The sequence below is a fragment of the Klebsiella sp. GG_Kp146 genome (assembly GCF_040061975.1).
Taxonomy (GTDB): domain Bacteria; phylum Pseudomonadota; class Gammaproteobacteria; order Enterobacterales; family Enterobacteriaceae; genus Klebsiella; species Klebsiella quasipneumoniae.
Map to the genome: position 1 here is coordinate 420,378 of NZ_JBEAHA010000001.1, position 16,832 is coordinate 437,209.

At 59.5% G+C, this 16,832-nt stretch carries 15 protein-coding genes and 1 other annotated feature; of the genes, 9 read left to right on the plus strand and 6 right to left on the minus strand.

Features of this window, described 5'->3' with window-relative positions; genetic code table 11:
* Positions 1 to 1,140 precede the first annotated feature (1,140 nt).
* From plaP to ABLU95_RS02090, 3 genes are all read right to left on the minus strand, one after another.
* Positions 1,141 to 2,499, minus strand: a complete 1,359-nt coding sequence (gene plaP, locus ABLU95_RS02080) for a putrescine/proton symporter PlaP (RefSeq protein ID WP_004203583.1) — start codon at positions 2,497 to 2,499, stop codon at positions 1,141 to 1,143.
* Positions 2,500 to 2,787: 288 nt separating this feature from the next.
* Positions 2,788 to 3,678: a LysR family transcriptional regulator gene (locus tag ABLU95_RS02085; protein ID WP_289553784.1), complete on the minus strand. Its 891-nt coding sequence runs from the start codon at positions 3,676 to 3,678 to the stop codon at positions 2,788 to 2,790.
* A gap of 38 nt (positions 3,679 to 3,716) precedes the next feature.
* Positions 3,717 to 4,541, minus strand: coding sequence for an SDR family oxidoreductase (locus ABLU95_RS02090; protein WP_004152513.1), 825 nt, complete (start codon positions 4,539 to 4,541; stop codon positions 3,717 to 3,719).
* Positions 4,542 to 4,717: 176 nt separating this feature from the next.
* Between ABLU95_RS02090 and hisL the strand changes: the two genes are divergently transcribed.
* The 9 genes from hisL (at position 4,718) to hisIE (ending at position 11,954) form a co-directional block, all read left to right on the plus strand.
* Entirely contained in the window at positions 4,718 to 4,768 is a 51-nt protein-coding gene (gene hisL / locus ABLU95_RS02095; RefSeq protein ID WP_004899375.1) for a his operon leader peptide, read from the plus strand.
* Positions 4,744 to 4,866 (plus strand) — a sequence feature (His leader region). Its footprint overlaps the gene before it by 25 nt.
* Before the next feature lie 47 nt (positions 4,867 to 4,913).
* Positions 4,914 to 5,813 carry an ATP phosphoribosyltransferase gene (gene hisG / locus ABLU95_RS02100; protein WP_002912152.1) on the plus strand — a complete coding sequence of 300 codons (900 nt, stop codon included), beginning with the start codon at positions 4,914 to 4,916 and terminating at the stop codon, positions 5,811 to 5,813.
* A 39-nt stretch (positions 5,814 to 5,852) separates the two neighbouring features.
* The gene (hisD, locus tag ABLU95_RS02105; RefSeq protein WP_348878698.1) at positions 5,853 to 7,157 is read left to right on the plus strand and encodes a histidinol dehydrogenase; all 1,305 of its coding nucleotides are present in this window, start codon (positions 5,853 to 5,855) and stop codon (positions 7,155 to 7,157) included.
* Positions 7,154 to 8,215, plus strand: coding sequence for a histidinol-phosphate transaminase (hisC, locus tag ABLU95_RS02110; protein WP_085551947.1), 1,062 nt, complete (start codon positions 7,154 to 7,156; stop codon positions 8,213 to 8,215). Before hisD ends, hisC begins: the two co-directional genes overlap by 4 nt.
* The gene (gene hisB, locus ABLU95_RS02115) at positions 8,212 to 9,279 is read left to right on the plus strand and encodes a bifunctional histidinol-phosphatase/imidazoleglycerol-phosphate dehydratase HisB (protein ID WP_017899706.1); all 1,068 of its coding nucleotides are present in this window, start codon (positions 8,212 to 8,214) and stop codon (positions 9,277 to 9,279) included. The genes hisC and hisB overlap by 4 nt, the downstream gene beginning before the upstream one ends.
* Positions 9,279 to 9,869 (plus strand): imidazole glycerol phosphate synthase subunit HisH, encoded by a 591-nt coding sequence (gene hisH / locus ABLU95_RS02120; protein ID WP_002912227.1) that lies wholly within the window; start codon positions 9,279 to 9,281, stop codon positions 9,867 to 9,869. Before hisB ends, hisH begins: the two co-directional genes overlap by 1 nt.
* Positions 9,869 to 10,606 (plus strand): 1-(5-phosphoribosyl)-5-[(5-phosphoribosylamino)methylideneamino]imidazole-4-carboxamide isomerase, encoded by a 738-nt coding sequence (gene hisA / locus ABLU95_RS02125; protein WP_032453443.1) that lies wholly within the window; start codon positions 9,869 to 9,871, stop codon positions 10,604 to 10,606. Before hisH ends, hisA begins: the two co-directional genes overlap by 1 nt.
* Positions 10,588 to 11,364 (plus strand): imidazole glycerol phosphate synthase subunit HisF, encoded by a 777-nt coding sequence (hisF, locus tag ABLU95_RS02130; protein WP_017899707.1) that lies wholly within the window; start codon positions 10,588 to 10,590, stop codon positions 11,362 to 11,364. Before hisA ends, hisF begins: the two co-directional genes overlap by 19 nt.
* Positions 11,358 to 11,954: a bifunctional phosphoribosyl-AMP cyclohydrolase/phosphoribosyl-ATP diphosphatase HisIE gene (hisIE, locus tag ABLU95_RS02135; protein ID WP_004203593.1), complete on the plus strand. Its 597-nt coding sequence runs from the start codon at positions 11,358 to 11,360 to the stop codon at positions 11,952 to 11,954. Before hisF ends, hisIE begins: the two co-directional genes overlap by 7 nt.
* A gap of 38 nt (positions 11,955 to 11,992) precedes the next feature.
* Here hisIE and wbdC read toward each other — a convergent pair whose 3' ends face one another.
* The 3 genes from wbdC to wbdA are packed head-to-tail and all read right to left on the minus strand — an operon-like array spanning position 11,993 to position 16,832.
* Positions 11,993 to 13,108, minus strand: coding sequence for an N-acetyl-alpha-D-glucosaminyl-diphospho-ditrans,octacis-undecaprenol 3-alpha-mannosyltransferase WbdC (gene wbdC / locus ABLU95_RS02140; protein WP_348878701.1), 1,116 nt, complete (start codon positions 13,106 to 13,108; stop codon positions 11,993 to 11,995).
* Between the two features lie 9 nt (positions 13,109 to 13,117).
* Entirely contained in the window at positions 13,118 to 14,263 is a 1,146-nt protein-coding gene (locus tag ABLU95_RS02145) for a glycosyltransferase family 1 protein (protein WP_008804110.1), read from the minus strand.
* Positions 14,264 to 14,309: 46 nt separating this feature from the next.
* Positions 14,310 to 16,832 carry a polymannosyl GlcNAc-diphospho-ditrans,octacis-undecaprenol 2,3-alpha-mannosylpolymerase WbdA gene (gene wbdA / locus ABLU95_RS02150; protein WP_348878703.1) on the minus strand — a complete coding sequence of 841 codons (2,523 nt, stop codon included), beginning with the start codon at positions 16,830 to 16,832 and terminating at the stop codon, positions 14,310 to 14,312.

Here is a 16,832-nt window from a genome sequence, read left to right on the forward strand (position 1 = left end):
GTTTTACCGCTTTACGCGGATTTCTGCCGGGTGGCGCTTCGCTTACCCGGCCTACAAAACCATCTACCTATCAGAAGGTTACTCAACACCCCAGGTCCGGCAAGCGCCGCGCCGCCGGGCAAGGACAGCGGGCGCGATGCCGCTTGTGTGCCGGGTGGCGCTTCGCTTACCCGGCCTACAACGCCATTTACCTATCAGAAGGTTACTCAACACCCCAGACCCGGCAAGCGCCGCCGGGCAAGGACAGCAGGCGCGGAGCCGCTTGTGTGCCGGGTGGCGGCTACGCCTTACCCGGCCTACAACGCCATTTACCTATCAGAAGGTTACTCAACACCCCAGGTCCGGCAAGCGCCGCGCCGCCGGGCAAGGACAGCGGGCGCGGTGCCGCTTGTGTGCCGGATGGCGGCTGCGCCTTACCCGGCCTGGAGTTCGTGCGACCTGTCGTTAATTTATTCACCAGCCTTGCTGAAACTGCCGGTGCTGGCGGCCTCAAAATCGCTGAGACGTTCCCGGAAGGCCGGGGCAGCCCGCATGGATGCGGGCTGAGGGCCGTGTTTTGCACGGACGCTGCCTCGGCCCGACCCGAAGCCTGCAGGGATAAGTCGAAGGGACCGCGCAGCGGCGATTTTGCTGGCCGGAGCCCGGGGGCACAGGGGGCGGCGGCGACTGGCCGCCCCCTGTGCGCTCCCTGCGCCACAAAAAACAGAGTGCAGAAAAATTAACCGGAAGCGCAATGTGCGCTGAAGCCACAGATAACATAAATGACCACACGGCGTTGCTTCCCCTCACCCTGGCCCTCTCCCCAAGGGAGAGGGAACCGTCCGGCCATCGTTTCCGTGGCCAACATATTGCCGGGTGGTGGCTGCGCCTGACCCGGCCTACGGAGTCTGAGAACGTGGTAAACCGATAACAGTCTCCACCGCCGCCGGGCAATACATCAGGCTCCGTGCCCAATATGTTGCCGGGTGGCGCTTCGCTTACCCGGCCTACATCACCATTAAATTTCAGAAGGTTAACCATCACCGTAGGCCCGCGCAAGCGCAGCGTCGCCGGGCAAAAAAGCAGCCCCAGACGCAGACAGCAGACGAAAAAAAACCGGAGGTTTCCCTCCGGCTTTTCTCATTCACATCACGCTACGCCTTACGCCACGTCTTCGTACTGCGGCACCGGGTTGCGGAAGCTTTTGGTCACGCAGGCCAGATAGACCAGACCGATACCGGCCCAGATCAGGCCCAGAATCATCGAGCTCTCTTCCAGGTTGACCCACAGCGCGCCGACGGTCAGGGCGCCGCACATCGGCAGGAACAGATACTGGAAGTGGTCTTTCAGCGTCTTGTTGCGTTTCTCACGGATCCAGAACTGCGAAATCACCGACAGGTTAACGAAGGTAAACGCCACCAGCGCACCAAAGTTAATCAGCGCCGTCGCCATCACCAGGTCGAAGTTAATCGCCAGCAGGGCGATAGCGCCGACCAGGATGATGTTCATCGCCGGGGTGCGCCAGGTCGGGTGCACATAGCCGAAGAAGCTTTTAGGGAACACGCCGTCACGGCCCATCACGTACATCAGACGCGCCACGCCAGCGTGCGCCGCCATACCGGACGCCAGTACGGTAATGGTGGAGAAGATCAGCGCGCCAACCTGGAAGGCTTTACCTGCCACGTAGAGCATAATTTCCGGCTGTGACGCATCCGGATCTTTAAAGCGCGAGATATCCGGGAAGTACAGCTGCAGGAAATAGGTGGCAAAGATGAAGATCAGGCCGCCGATCAGCGCGGTCAGGAAGATCGCGCGCGGAATGACGCGCTCTGCATCTTTGGTCTCTTCAGACAGGTTGCTGATGCCGTCGAAGCCGGTAAACGAGAAGCACAGGATTGTCGCCCCGGTAATCATCGGGATCACGTGCGCGTCACCGGACCAGAACGGACGGCTGCTGGCCAGCGTACCGGCGCCTTCGCCGCCAAACACGCCATAAATCACCATGCCGAGGATAACGGCAATCAGCACCACCTGCAGCACCACGATCACGGTGTTGAAGTTGGCCACAGATTTAATGCTGCGCAGGTTAAAGGCGGTCATAAAGGCGACCAGCGCGATAACAAACACCCACGACGGAATCGAAGGCACCAGCGCTTCAAAATAGATTTTCGCCAGCAGAATGTTGATCATCGGCGCGAACAGGTAGTCGAGCAGCGAGGACCAACCCACCATAAAGCCAACGGTCGGGCTGATGGATTTCTGCGCATAGGTATACGCCGAGCCGGCGGACGGGTAACGACGTACCAGCTTGCCATAGCTCAGGGCAGTAAACAGGATAGCGATTAACGCAAAGGCGTAGGCCGTCGGCACGTGACCGTCGGTCATACCAGAGACGATACCAAACGTATCGAACAGCGTCATCGGCTGCATATAGGCCAGGCCCATCATTACAACCGGAACTAACGTAAGTGTTTTACGTAATTCCACGCGAGAGGTATTTGGAGTAGCGTTATGCGACATAGTTATCCCCTTTTACGGTGAACGCCAGCGCGTAAGCAAAAAATTGCCCCATTTCTTTCTATTCCTCAGCGACAACGACTGTCGGTTTTTAGTAAATATCTATCCGGTACGAAGCCCGGCCTCTTGGTATTGAATGATGTGTCTTTCGACCAAAAAAATAACCGACACTTTAAAAAAAGCGTCGGCTAGTCTCTGGTTTTCAGGCCGCATATTTTGCAACAATATCAACGGCGTTGACAAGATGTTATGAAGTTCATTGCGTGAGCATAATTTTTAAGATGCTAATATCTATACGATTTCCGTATGATAAATTGTAAAAATAGCACTATTTGCTAATAGCGCTTCGCGCCACCATTTCCCGGCCAAACCGCAGGCGGCGTCATTCCAGGCGATCCACGCGCGCTGACGAGGCGACAGCCCGCGCACGGCCAGGCTAACCAGCTCGCCGCTCTCCAGCAGCCCCTGCACCTGATAACGCGGCAGGCAGCTCCACCCCAGCCCCATGCGCAGCAGCGCCAGCTGCCCCGCGGCGTCACACACCGTCAGGGTCTCCTGATCGGCGAGCAGCGCCCCGCCCTCGCCGGTGGCCACCGCGCGGTAACGCCGCAGGGTTCGCCAGCTCAACGGGGCGCGGCGCTCCGCCAGAGGATGCTGCGGGGAGACCACCAGCAGCAGCTCCAGCTCGCCAAGGGGAAGATAATCATAGCCACTTAACGGCGGCGGCTCGCCGAGCGCCCCCAGCAGGAGATCGGCCTGCCCTTCCGTCAAGGGCCGCCAGTCCAGCAGCGAGGGGGTCAGCGTGAAGCGCAGCCGTGTCAGCGGCTGCTGTTGATAAAAGGCGGCGATCAGCGGCGCGAGTTGCGCCACGGGAAAGGTGCTGTCCACCGCCAGGCGGAGGGTATGTTCCCACCCCTGCTGCAGCTTAACCGCCCGGATCTCCAGTTCGCGGGCGATGTGCAACACTTCCCGCCCTTTCTCCAGCAACATCTGTCCGGTGGGGGTAAAGCGCGCGCGGTGGCCGCTGCGGTCGAGCAGCTGAATATTGAGATCGCTTTCCAGCCGGTGAATGGTGTAGCTCAGCGCCGAGGGCGTTTTAAAGAGCTTTGCCGACGCCGCGGCAAAGCTCCCCTCTTTTTCCAGCGCGTCGAGGATCACGAGGACATCCAGCAGTGGTTTCATCGCTACCCCCTTACGGTATGCGAATCACCGCTGGCGGATCACTCCATCGGCATCACCAGCGGATCGGGGTACTGGTACTCAAACCCCAGCTCATTGCAGATACGATTGCCATCCACAATCTTGCCCTGGCCGCCGTCCGGGCTGTCGCTGAAGACCGGCGGCGGCAGCCCCAGCTCGCGGGCCATCTGCGGATAAAAGAGGCCGCGCGCCGGATGGCGGGGCGCACATAGATTATAGATGTGCCCGCCCTTCGGAGCCTGCAGCAGCAGTTCGATGGCGGCCACCACATCCTGCAAATGCACCAGGTTGACCACGTGCTGGCCATCCGGCGCCGACTTGCCGGCGAAAAAACGCCCCGGATGGCGGGACGGCCCCACCAGCCCGGCCAGGCGCAGAATATCCACCGAGGTCCCCGGCAGATTGTGCAGCCAGTCCTCCAGCTCCTTGAGCACCTGCCCGCTGGCGGTTTGCGGCAGGCGCGGGGAGTTCTCTTTCACCGTACCGTTGACGTTGCCATACACCGAGGTGGAGCTGGTGAAGACGATCCGCGGAATATGGTACGCCAGCGCGGTATCGACGATCTCCTGCACCGCCTGCAGATAAAACCCTTCCCCTGCCCCGGTCCGCCGGGCCGGTAGCGTGATCACCAGCGCATCGACGTTCATCAGCGCGTCGAGGTCCTCGGTATCACAGACCAGCTGCGGCTCCAGGCGCAGCGGATAGCTGTCGATCCCGCACATCCGCGCCGCCTCCACGCCATCCTGCGTGGTTTTACTGCCGGTGACCTGCCAGCCTCGCGCCGTCAACGACAGCGCCAGCGGCATCCCCAGCCATCCCAAACCGACTATCGCGACCTTTTTCATCCCAGGCTCCTGACTCTTTCGCTGTGCTGATTACAGGCTACGCCAGCCAGCGGCAACTGACAATTTCTTCGCTCAATGTGAAATGAATTAATGATAGAAAAAAGCCCTTGCTTTCTGCGGCGAAAGTGGTTTAGGTTAAAGGACATCAAATGCATAGTCATTCACAGAGAATTTTTATGAACCGCGTTCAATTTAAACACCACCATCATCACCATCATCCTGACTAGTCTTTCAGGCGATGTGTGCTGGAAGACATTTGGATCTTCCAGTGGTGCATGAACGCGCAGAGAGCCCCCGGAAGATTCACTTCCGGGGGCTTTTTTTTGGACCAAATTCGGACAGATTCAGACAGGTATTCAGAGGAAAAGAACAATGTTAGACAACACCCGTTTACGCATAGCTATTCAGAAATCAGGCCGTTTAAGCGAAGATTCACGCGAATTACTCAGCCGCTGCGGCATTAAAGTCAATTTGCACACCCAGCGTCTGATTGCGCTGGCGGAAAATATGCCAATCGACATTCTGCGCGTGCGTGATGACGATATCCCGGGCCTGGTGATGGACGGTGTTGTCGACCTCGGCATTATCGGCGAAAACGTGCTGGAAGAAGAGCTGCTCAGCCGCCGCGCCCAGGGCGAAGACCCGCGCTATTTCACCCTGCGTCGCCTGGACTTCGGCGGCTGCCGCCTGTCGCTGGCGACCCCGGTGGATGAAGCCTGGAACGGCCCGGCGGCGCTGGACGGCAAACGTATCGCCACCTCTTACCCGCACCTGCTGAAGCGCTACCTCGATCAAAAAGGTATCTCCTTTAAATCCTGTCTGCTGAACGGCTCCGTGGAAGTGGCGCCGCGCGCCGGCCTCGCCGACGCCATCTGCGACCTCGTCTCCACCGGCGCCACCCTGGAAGCCAACGGCCTGCGCGAAGTGGAAGTGATCTACCGCTCCAAAGCCTGCCTGATCCAGCGCGACGGCGAAATGGCCGACGCCAAACAGCAGCTGATTGACCGCCTGCTGACCCGTATTCAGGGCGTGATCCAGGCCCGCGAGTCGAAATACATCATGATGCACGCCCCGACCGAACGCCTTGAGGAAGTGGTTGCCCTGCTGCCGGGCGCCGAGCGTCCGACCATTCTGCCGCTGGCAGGCGACAAGCAGCGCGTGGCGATGCACATGGTCAGCAGCGAAACCCTGTTCTGGGAGACCATGGAAAAACTGAAGGCGCTGGGCGCCAGCTCCATTCTGGTGCTGCCGATTGAGAAGATGATGGAGTAATCGGCCAGCCGGTCACGGGACACACAGGGGAAAACAATCATGAGCTTCAACACAATCATCGACTGGAACGGCTGTAGCGCAGACCAACAGCAACAACTCTTAACGCGCCCGGCGATTTCCGCCTCCGACAGCATCAGTAAAACGGTGGCGGCGATCCTCGATAACGTCAAAGCCAACGGCGACGCGGCGCTGCGCGAATACAGCGCGAAGTTTGATAAAACCACCGTCGCCGCGCTGCAGGTGAGCGAGGCGGAGATCGCCGCCGCCGGCGAGCGCCTCAGCGACGAGCTGAAGCAGGCGATGGCGGTGGCGGTGCAAAACATCGAGACCTTCCACAACGCGCAACAGCTGCAGGCGGTGGATGTCGAAACGCTGCCGGGGGTGCGCTGCCAGCAGGTGACCCGCCCTATCGCCTCCGTCGGGCTGTATATTCCGGGCGGCTCGGCGCCGCTGTTCTCCACGGTGCTGATGCTGGCGACGCCGGCGCGCATCGCCGGCTGTCAGCAGGTGGTGCTCTGCTCGCCGCCGCCGATCGCCGATGAGATCCTCTACGCCGCGCAGCTGTGCGGCGTGAAAACCATCTTTAACGTCGGCGGCGCGCAGGCCATCGCCGCCCTCGCCCTCGGTACCGAGTCGGTGCCGAAGGTGGATAAAATCTTTGGCCCGGGTAACGCTTACGTCACGGAAGCCAAACGCCAGGTCAGCCAGCGTCTGGACGGCGCGGCCATCGACATGCCGGCCGGCCCGTCGGAAGTGCTGGTGATCGCCGACAGCGGCGCCAACCCGGACTTTGTCGCCTCTGACCTGCTGTCCCAGGCGGAACACGGCCCGGACTCGCAGGTGATCCTCCTGACCCCGGACGCCGGGATGGGCAGCCGCGTCGCCGAGGCCGTGGAGCGCCAGCTGGCCGCCCTGCCGCGCGCCGAAACCGCCCGCGTGGCGCTCTCCGCCAGCCGGATCATCGTGGCCCGCGACCTGACGCAGTGCGTGGCCATCTCCAACCAGTACGGTCCGGAGCACCTGATCATTCAGACCCGCCAGGCCCGTGAGCTGGTGGACAGCATCACCAGCGCCGGCTCGGTTTTCCTTGGCGACTGGTCGCCGGAATCCGCGGGCGACTATGCCTCGGGCACCAACCACGTCCTGCCGACCTATGGCTATACCGCCACCTGTTCGAGCCTCGGCCTGGCCGACTTCCAGAAGCGGATGACCGTGCAGGAGCTGTCGCGCGACGGCTTTGCCGCCCTCGCTTCAACGATTGAGATTCTGGCCGCCGCCGAGCGCCTTGACGCCCACAAAAACGCCGTAACGCTGCGCGTTGCCGCCCTGAAGGAGCAAGCATGAGCATTGAAGATTTAGCCCGCGCCAACGTCCGCGCGCTGACCCCGTATCAATCCGCTCGCCGCCTGGGCGGGAAAGGCGACGTCTGGCTGAACGCTAACGAATTCCCCACCGCCGTGGCCTTCCAGCTGACCGAGCAGACGCTGAACCGCTACCCGGAGCCGCAGCCGAAGGCGGTGATTGAGAACTACGCCCGCTACGCCGAGGTTAAACCGGAGCAAGTGCTGGTCAGCCGCGGCGCCGACGAAGGCATTGAGCTGCTGATCCGCGCCTTCTGCGAGCCAGGCGAAGACGCGGTGCTCTACTGCCCGCCCACCTACGGCATGTACAGCGTCAGCGCCGAGACCATCGGCGTCGAATGCCGTACCGTGCCGACGCTGGCCGACTGGCAGCTCGACCTGCCGGGCATCGAGGCAAAGCTGGACGGGGTGAAAGTGGTCTTCGTCTGCAGCCCGAACAACCCGACCGGGCAGATTATCGACCCGCAGTCGATGCGCGACCTGCTGGAGATGACCCGCGGCAAAGCCATCGTGGTGGCCGACGAAGCCTATATTGAATTCTGCCCGCAGGCGACCCTCGCCGGCTGGCTCAGCGACTACCCGCACCTGGTGGTGCTGCGCACGCTGTCAAAAGCCTTTGCCCTCGCCGGCCTGCGCTGCGGCTTCACCCTCGCCAACGCCGAGGTGATTAACGTGCTGCTGAAAGTGATCGCGCCGTACCCGCTCTCCACGCCGGTGGCCGATATCGCCGCCCAGGCGCTGAGCGCGGAAGGGATCGCCGCGATGCGTCAGCGCGTGGCGCAGATCCTCGACGAGCGCCGCTACCTGGTGGAACAGCTGCGCGGCATCGCCTGCGTGGAGCAGGTCTTCGATTCCGAGACCAACTACGTCCTGGCGCGGATAACCGCCTCCAGCGCAGTGTTTAAATCTTTGTGGGATCAGGGCATTATCTTACGTGACCAGAATAAACAACCTTCATTGAGCGGCTGTTTGCGTATCACTATCGGTACCCGTGCCGAGAGCCAGCGCGTGATTGACGCCTTGACTGCGGAGAATGTATGACCCAGAAGTATCTCTTTATTGACCGTGACGGCACCCTGATTTCCGAACCGCCGGTAGATTTCCAGGTGGACCGTTTCGACAAGCTGGCGTTTGAGCCGCAGGTGATCCCGGCGCTGCTGAAGCTGCAGCAGGAAGGCTATAAGCTGGTGATGATCACCAACCAGGACGGTCTGGGTACCGACAGCCTGCCGCAGGAGGCGTTTGATGGCCCACACAATCTGATGATGCAGATCTTCGCCTCGCAGGGCGTTAACTTTGAGGAAGTGCTGATTTGTCCGCACTTCCCGGGCGACAACTGCGCCTGCCGCAAGCCGAAAACCCAGCTGGTGCTGCCGTGGCTGGAAGAGGGCGTGCTGGATAAAGCCCACAGCTACGTGATTGGCGACCGGGCCACCGATCTTGAGCTGGCGGATAACATGGGGATTATCGGTCTGCGCTATGACCGCGAGACCCTGAACTGGCCGACCATCTGCGAGCAGCTGACCCGCCGCGACCGCTATGCCCACGTCGAGCGCATCACCAAAGAGACCCAGGTGGATGTGAAAGTGTGGCTGGACCGCGAAGGCGGCAGCAAGATCCACACCGGCGTCGGCTTTTTTGACCATATGCTCGACCAAATCGCCACCCATGGCGGCTTCCGCATGGAGGTCAACGTCGGCGGCGATCTGTACATCGACGATCACCACACGGTGGAAGATACCGGCCTGGCCCTCGGCGAAGCCCTGAAGCTGGCGCTCGGCGACAAGCGCGGCATCAACCGCTTCGGCTTCGTGCTGCCGATGGACGAGTGTCTCGCCCGCTGCGCGCTGGATATCTCCGGCCGTCCGCACCTGGAGTATAAGGCGGACTTCACCTATCAGCGCGTCGGCGATCTGAGCACCGAGATGGTGGAACACTTCTTCCGCTCGCTCTCTTACACCATGGCGGTGACGCTGCACCTGAAAACCAAGGGCAAGAACGATCACCACCGCGTGGAGAGCCTGTTCAAAGCCTTTGGCCGTACGCTGCGCCAGGCGATCCGCGTCCAGGGCGATGCCCTGCCGTCTTCCAAAGGGGTGCTGTAATGAATGTGGTGATCCTTGATACCGGGTGCGCCAACCTCAATTCGGTGAAATCGGCGATTGGCCGCCACGGCTATGAGCCGGTGGTCAGCCGCGATCCGGAGGTGGTATTGCGTGCCGATAAACTGTTTCTTCCCGGCGTCGGCACCGCCCAGGCGGCGATGGACCAGCTGCGCGACCGCGAGCTGATCGACCTGATCAAAGCCTGTACCCAGCCGGTGCTGGGTATCTGCCTGGGCATGCAGCTGCTCGGCAAGCGCAGCGAAGAGAACAACGGCGTCGATCTGCTGGGCATTATCGAGGAAGAGGTGCCGAAGATGACCGACCACGGCCTGCCGCTGCCGCACATGGGCTGGAACCGGGTGTATGCCAAAGCGGGCGATCGTCTGTTCCGCGGCATTGAAGAAGGCGCGTATTTCTACTTCGTCCACAGCTACGCCATGCCGGTCAACCCGTACACCATCGCCCAGTGCAATTACGGCGAGGCGTTTACCGCCGCGGTGCAGAAAGATAACTTCTTTGGCGTGCAGTTCCACCCGGAGCGCTCCGGGAGCGCCGGGGCGCAGCTGCTGAAAAACTTCCTGGAGATGTGATGATTATTCCTGCGTTAGATTTAATCGACGGCACCGTCGTTCGTCTCCACCAGGGCGATTACGGCCAGCAGCGCGACTACGGCAGCGATCCGCTGCCGCGCCTGCAGTCCTATGCCGCTCAGGGGGCGGAAGTCCTGCACCTGGTCGACCTGACCGGGGCGAAGGATCCGGCGAAGCGCCAGATCCCGCTGCTGAAATCGCTGGTCGCCGGCGTTGACGTCCCGGTGCAGGTCGGCGGCGGCGTGCGGACCGAGGCGGATGTCGCGGCCCTGCTTGACGCCGGCGTCGCCCGCGTGGTGGTCGGCTCCACTGCGGTGAAATCCCCGGAGGAAGTGAAAGGCTGGTTTAAACGCTTTGGCCCTGAACGGCTGGTGCTGGCCCTCGACGTGCGTATCGACGCCGACGGCAATAAGCAGGTGGCGGTCAGCGGCTGGCAGGAAAACTCCGGCGTGACCCTGGAGGAGCTGGTGGAGAGCTATCTGCCGGTCGGCCTGCAGCATGTGCTGTGCACCGATATCTCCCGTGACGGCACGCTGGCGGGCTCCAACGTCTCGCTGTATGAGGAAGTCTGCGCCCGCTACCCGCAGGTGGCGTTTCAGTCATCCGGCGGCATCGGCGATCTCAATGATATTGCCGCCCTGCGCGGCACCGGGGTGCGCGGCGTGATTGTCGGTCGCGCGCTGCTGGAAGGTAAATTCAACGTAACGGAGGCCATTCAATGCTGGCAAAACGGATAATCCCCTGCCTCGACGTCCGCGACGGCCAGGTAGTGAAAGGCGTGCAGTTCCGTAATCACGAGATCATCGGCGACATCGTTCCGCTGGCCAAGCGCTATGCCGACGAAGGCGCCGACGAGCTGGTGTTCTATGATATCACCGCCTCCAGCGACGGCCGGGTGGTCGACAAGAGCTGGGTGTCGCGGGTGGCGGAAGTGATTGATATTCCTTTCTGCGTGGCGGGCGGGATCAAGTCGCTGGAAGACGCGGCGCAGATCCTCTCCTTCGGCGCCGATAAGATCTCGATTAACTCCCCTGCTCTCGCCGACCCGACGCTAATCACCCGCCTTGCCGACCGCTTTGGCGTGCAGTGCATCGTGGTGGGGATCGATACCTGGTTTGATGCACAGACCGGCAAGTATCACGTTAATCAGTACACCGGCGACGAGAGCCGCACCCGGGTGACGCAGTGGGAAACCCTCGACTGGGTGGAGGAAGTGCAGAAGCGCGGCGCGGGCGAGATCGTCCTCAATATGATGAACCAGGACGGGGTGCGCAACGGCTACGACCTGCAGCAGCTGGCGAAGGTCCGCGCGGTGTGCCATGTGCCGCTGATCGCCTCCGGCGGCGCAGGCACCATGGAACACTTCCTCGAAGCCTTCCGCGACGCCGACGTTGACGGCGCGCTGGCGGCCTCGGTATTCCACAAACAGATTATTAATATTGGCGAACTGAAAGCGTACCTGGCGGCACAGGGCGTGGAGATAAGGGTATGTTGACTGAACAGCTGGACTGGGAAAAAACGGACGGCATGATGCCGGCCATCGTGCAGCACGCCGTATCCGGCGAAGTGCTGATGCTGGGCTACATGAATAAGGACGCGCTGGAGAAAACCGAAGCCACCGGCAAGGTCACCTTTTACTCACGCACCAAACAGCGGCTGTGGACCAAGGGTGAAACCTCGGGCAATGTCCTCAACGTAGTGAGCATCACGCCGGACTGCGACAACGATACGCTGCTGGTGCTGGTGAACCCGATCGGGCCGACCTGCCACAAAGGCACCACCAGCTGCTTCGGCGACGCCGGGCACCAGTGGCTGTTCCTGTATCAGCTGGAGCAGCTGCTGGCCGAGCGTAAGCACGCCGACCCGGAGAGCTCCTACACGGCGAAGCTGTATGCCAGCGGCACCAAGCGCATCGCGCAGAAAGTGGGAGAAGAAGGCGTAGAGACCGCGCTGGCCGCCACGGTGAACGACCGCTTCGAGCTGAAGAATGAGGCGTCGGACCTGATGTATCACCTGCTGGTGCTGCTGCAGGACCAGGGTCTGGATCTCGGGGAAGTGATTGATAATCTGAAAAGTCGGCACTAACGCGTTGACCCCCGCCGCAACGGCGGGGGTAGCTGGCCTCAGGATTTGCTTTCCAGCAGCGTAGTGTAGAGATTGACGTAAGCTTCAATCATATGGTCGGCAGTAAACATCTCTTCAAAACGACGACGCGAGTTTTCGCCATAGCGGCTGGCGGTTTCATCGTTATGCCAGAGCTCATTCATCGCCTCCACCAGCGCCTGGCTGTCATTCGGCGGGATCACGCAGCCATTCACTTTGTCCTGGTTAATGAACGAGGTCCCGGTGCCGATCTCGCAGGAGATCAGCGGCCTGGCGAAGCGCGCGCCTTCCAGTAACGTAATGCCAAACGCCTCGGAGCGCAGATGCGAGGGGAAGACCACGCCACGGCAGAGCTGGAAGAGAATGTATTTATCTTCGTCGTTGAGCATGCCGGTAAATACCACATTGCTCAGCCCGCGCTGCTGCGCTTCACGACGCACTTCCGCCTCCAGCGGCCCGCCCCCGACGATCACCACCGGCAGCCGGCTACGCTCGGCGGCATCCAGCAGAATGTGCAGCCCTTTGTAGTAGCGGAAAGCGCCGACGAAGAGGAAGAAGTTATCGCCGACGGTTTCCCGCCAGTGCGTCACCCGCTGCGGATCGTGCTGCACGTCGTGCTGCTCCAGACCAAACGGGATCACCACGGTTTTATCCTGATATTTTTTCAGGGTCTGGCTGGAGGCCACGTAGTTGGGCGACGAGGCGACAATGCAGTCTACGCTGGCGAGGAATCGCTCCTGCAGCGGCTGGTACAGCTTCATCAACCGTTTTTGTTTCACAATATCAGAGTGATAGGTCACCACCGTTCTGGCGTCAGGCCGCGCCGAGAGATGCAACATGTCCATGAATGGAAACGGAAAATGGTAGTTGATGATGTCGTAATCATCTTTAATCTGCTTAAAACGCTTTAACGCTCTCAGCGAAAACGGCGTGGAGGCAATTTCAAAAAGCTGCTTATTATAAATGACCCGATGGTCTTCGTAGGCGACAGGTCCTGTCTCTTTGTCCGGGCTAAAAGTAAATACATCTGCTGCGATTCCCCGGCGGGCGCAGCCCTGACTGAGCTGATAAATGACCTGCTCAATACCGCCGTAGGTATCGGGATAGTAGGTCTTATAGACGTGTAGAACTCTCAACTGACACCCTTAGAGTAATTTATAGGCGTTAATGGTCTGGGTCGTACAGTTCTCCCACGAAAACTGTTTCGCCTGGGCAAGACCGCGCGCGGTGGCGATTTCCCGCCAGCTATCATCCTGCAGGCTCTGCAAAATATGCGCGCTAATCGCGTCTACATCATTAGGATCGGCAACGAGGCCGGCATCGCCAACCACCTCAGGCAAAGAAGTGACATTGGAACATACTACCGGCACACCGCAAGACATCGCTTCAAGAATAGGTAAACCGAATCCCTCATAGAAGGAGGGATAAACAAAGGTTCTGGCCGCCGCGTACAGATAAGGCAGGTCTTCATCCGGGACATAGCCCAGGTAACGGATCCACCCTTCCCGCGTACCGCGCTCGACTAACTGCCACAGCACATCGTCTTCCCAGCCGCGATAACCGCTGAGGATCAGCGGGTAGCGCATGCGGGTCTCCATCGGCAGCAGCTGATAGGCCTGCAGCAGACCGCGGATATTTTTACGCGGCTCCATGGTGCCGATATACAACGCATAGCCCTGCCACGCCAGCTGATATTTTTGCAGGACCGGCAGGCACTCCGCCGGGCTGCGCGGAATATAGTCGCTGCTGCAGGCCAGCTTGGTGGTGACGATCCGATCCGCCGGATAGTTGAACAGGCGGATGATTTCACTGCGCGAGAAGTCAGAGACGGTCAGGATCAGCTTTGCCGAATCCAGGCTCTCGTGCAGGGACTTCTCCATATAGCGAACCCGATCTTTTGGATGATATTCCGGGCAGGTAAAAATGGAGATGTCATGAAACGTGGTCACGGCGCGTTCCAGGCGATGCGGCAGATAAAAATTGGGACCATGGTAGATGTAATCTTTATAGTCGCGCAATGCCCATGCCTGGCGCCGCGGATGCAGCAGGCGATACGCCTCAATCAGCAGCGGCTGGCGGCGCAGAAACGCCGACAGACGACCATGATTGCTGGCTTTGGTATCGCTTTTATTCTCAACCTGGGGGATCTGATCGATAAACGACGCGCCGTGAAACAGCTTCAGCTCTTCGATTTCGCGAGCGACCGCCAGCCGCTTAACCAACTCCAGGGAATACCGACCGATGCCCGTTAATGGGTATTTAATTGGCTCAGTAGCAAAAATAATTTTCATAACGAACTCATCACAAGGGCCACCGGAGTAGCCCTGTTGATAGCGATTATTGCTTCGCGGCTGGCGCGATAATCGGCAGGTTTTTCAGGAGAAATTCCGCGCTCTGTTTCCAGGTTAACCAGTTGATATTTTCGGAACGAGGATGCGCGTTTTGCTCGTACAGGGCTAACCACTCTTCTACCGCCTTCGCGATGTCGGACGGCGCTTCACCGGAGAAATACCAGGCATGTTCCTGAGCAATCTCTTTAAACACTGGAATGTCGCGAATAATCACTGGCAGCTTTTTCTGCGCCGCTTCAATCAACGGCAGGCCAAAGCCTTCTCCCTGCGAGGCAAAGATCAGCGCGCGTGAACGAGCGTATAGCTCGGCCAAAAACTCGTCGCTGATATTCTGCAGCCAGAACAGCTTTTTGTTCAGCTGCGGATGATGGCGTAATTTTTCGCACAAGCTGTCAACGTTCCAGCCCTGTTTGCCGACGATAAACAAGTTGTAGTCTTTGCCCTCGCGCCACAGTTCCTCGAAGGCGGCCAGCGTCTGGGCGTGGCCTTTGCGCGGCTCCATGGTACCCACCATGATAAATGACGGGGCTGCAGCCATCGCTGCTAACAGCGCCTGTGCATTTTCCGGCATGCCAGTGGACGGTACGCTGGCATCGAGGTCGGCTCCCAGATGGAAGTTGCTGACGGTCTGCAGCGGGTTCGGTTTCACCCAATGGCTATTTTCCGCAATCCACGCTTTCACATCTTCGGCGACGCTGGCAGAGACGCATATCAGCCGGTCGGCGTGCTCTGCGAGGCAGGACAGCCAGATCGGGAAATCACGCTGAATGCCTTCGATACTCCACTCCGGACGTCGTAATGGCAGAATATCATGCACCACGAAGCAGGCGAACGCCCCGGCGGCGCGCATGCTGTCAATTTGCGTCACCAGCTCCGGGAAGAGATGCGCGGTCAGATCGGTGGCGATAAGCACATCGTCTTTGCTGAACAGCACCGGTTCATCAGCACCAAATTCGCCCGGGAAATGACTGGACAGATATTGGTTGGCGTAGCGGTAACACTCGCCAGGGGTGTAGTAGACGGCGGAAACCTCGTAACCCGGCACGCCAGATTTCAGTAATTCGCTGAGGATGCTGCGCGAGACACGCTGGATCCCGGTCTTCGCGTCATGCTGCGCCAGAACCGAAATGTCCACCAGCAGCTTGCGGGTATGGCGCTTAAAGCTATTGCGCGCAACCGCCCATGCCAGACCAAGACGGTCGACTTCGCTCAGCGCATCGATTTTCTGCATCGTCTGAAGGCGGGAGGCGGTCACGCTTTCCGCCTGCCCGGCATCCGCCTCTTGGGACGACTGCAGCAGACGAGTGAAACCCTCGATCGCCAGATGGGCGGTGTTGGCCCAGGAGAATTTGGCCGACTGCGTCAGAGCATGCGCCTTCAGCTCACGGTAAAACGCCTCATCGGTCAGCGCCTTCTCCATCACCCGGCGAATATCCTGCACGTCATGCGGATTGAACATGGCATCTTCCCAGCCAATGACTTCCGGCAGGCTGGTAATGTTTGAACCTAAGGTCGCCGCCCCGCAGCGCATCGCTTCCAGCGGCGGCAGACCGAAACCTTCATGCAGCGACGGGAACACGAACAGTTTGCACAGGTTGTACAGGGCAATCAGATCGTCGTCGGTCAGGAAACCGGTAAAGATAAGCTGGCTGCGTGACAGACCATAGCTTTCCGCCAGACGCAGAATCCGCTCCAGATCCTCCGGGTGCACCTTATACGCCAGCACCATCGGATAGCGCTGCTGCAATTCGGCAGGCAGCATGCTGTAGGCGTGAATAAGCGCTTCGATGTTTTTCCGCGGCTCGATCATCGCCAGCGTCAGAATAAACTCATCGGGCAGGCTGTATTTGTCTTTTAAAGACTGAATACGCTCGGCGGAATAGTCGATAACCGCAAACTCTTCCCCCACCGCCGAGGAGATGTTCAGCACTCGATCGCTGGCGATGTCGGTATATTCGATCACTTCCTGGGCTGCCGACTGCGAAATAGCGAAGATCGCGTCTGCCCGCTCAAATTCCGCCAGCTTATTCATATAAAACTCACGGAAATTCGGATCGCCGAGATAACGCTCTTTATTTAACAGCGGGATCAGATCGTGGCATACGCACACCGTTTTCCACGGCACATTATCCGCCGGAATAGACACGGTATAACTATCGCTATGCCCCTCGAAGAAGCTAATAACATAGACGATATCAGGCGCGATATTGGCGATAGCGATATCGCGGGCCGCCTGGGCCGCTTTACTGCGGCCATGGTTTTCAATATGACGATAGGCTGTTGGCGCGACGGCTGAGAAGATGAACATATCTTCATCCGTCAGCAGGTCCCGATAGGCCATTTTAACATCATTAATATTATCAATGGGATACATGCCATTGATCAAAATACTGACGCGATGTTCACCGGCATTTTCAATAATGGCGCGGCTCATGGCCAGGGTACTGCGACCAATACCACGGACTTTACTTTCCGACTGGTAACCCTGGACATCAATCAAAATATGCAA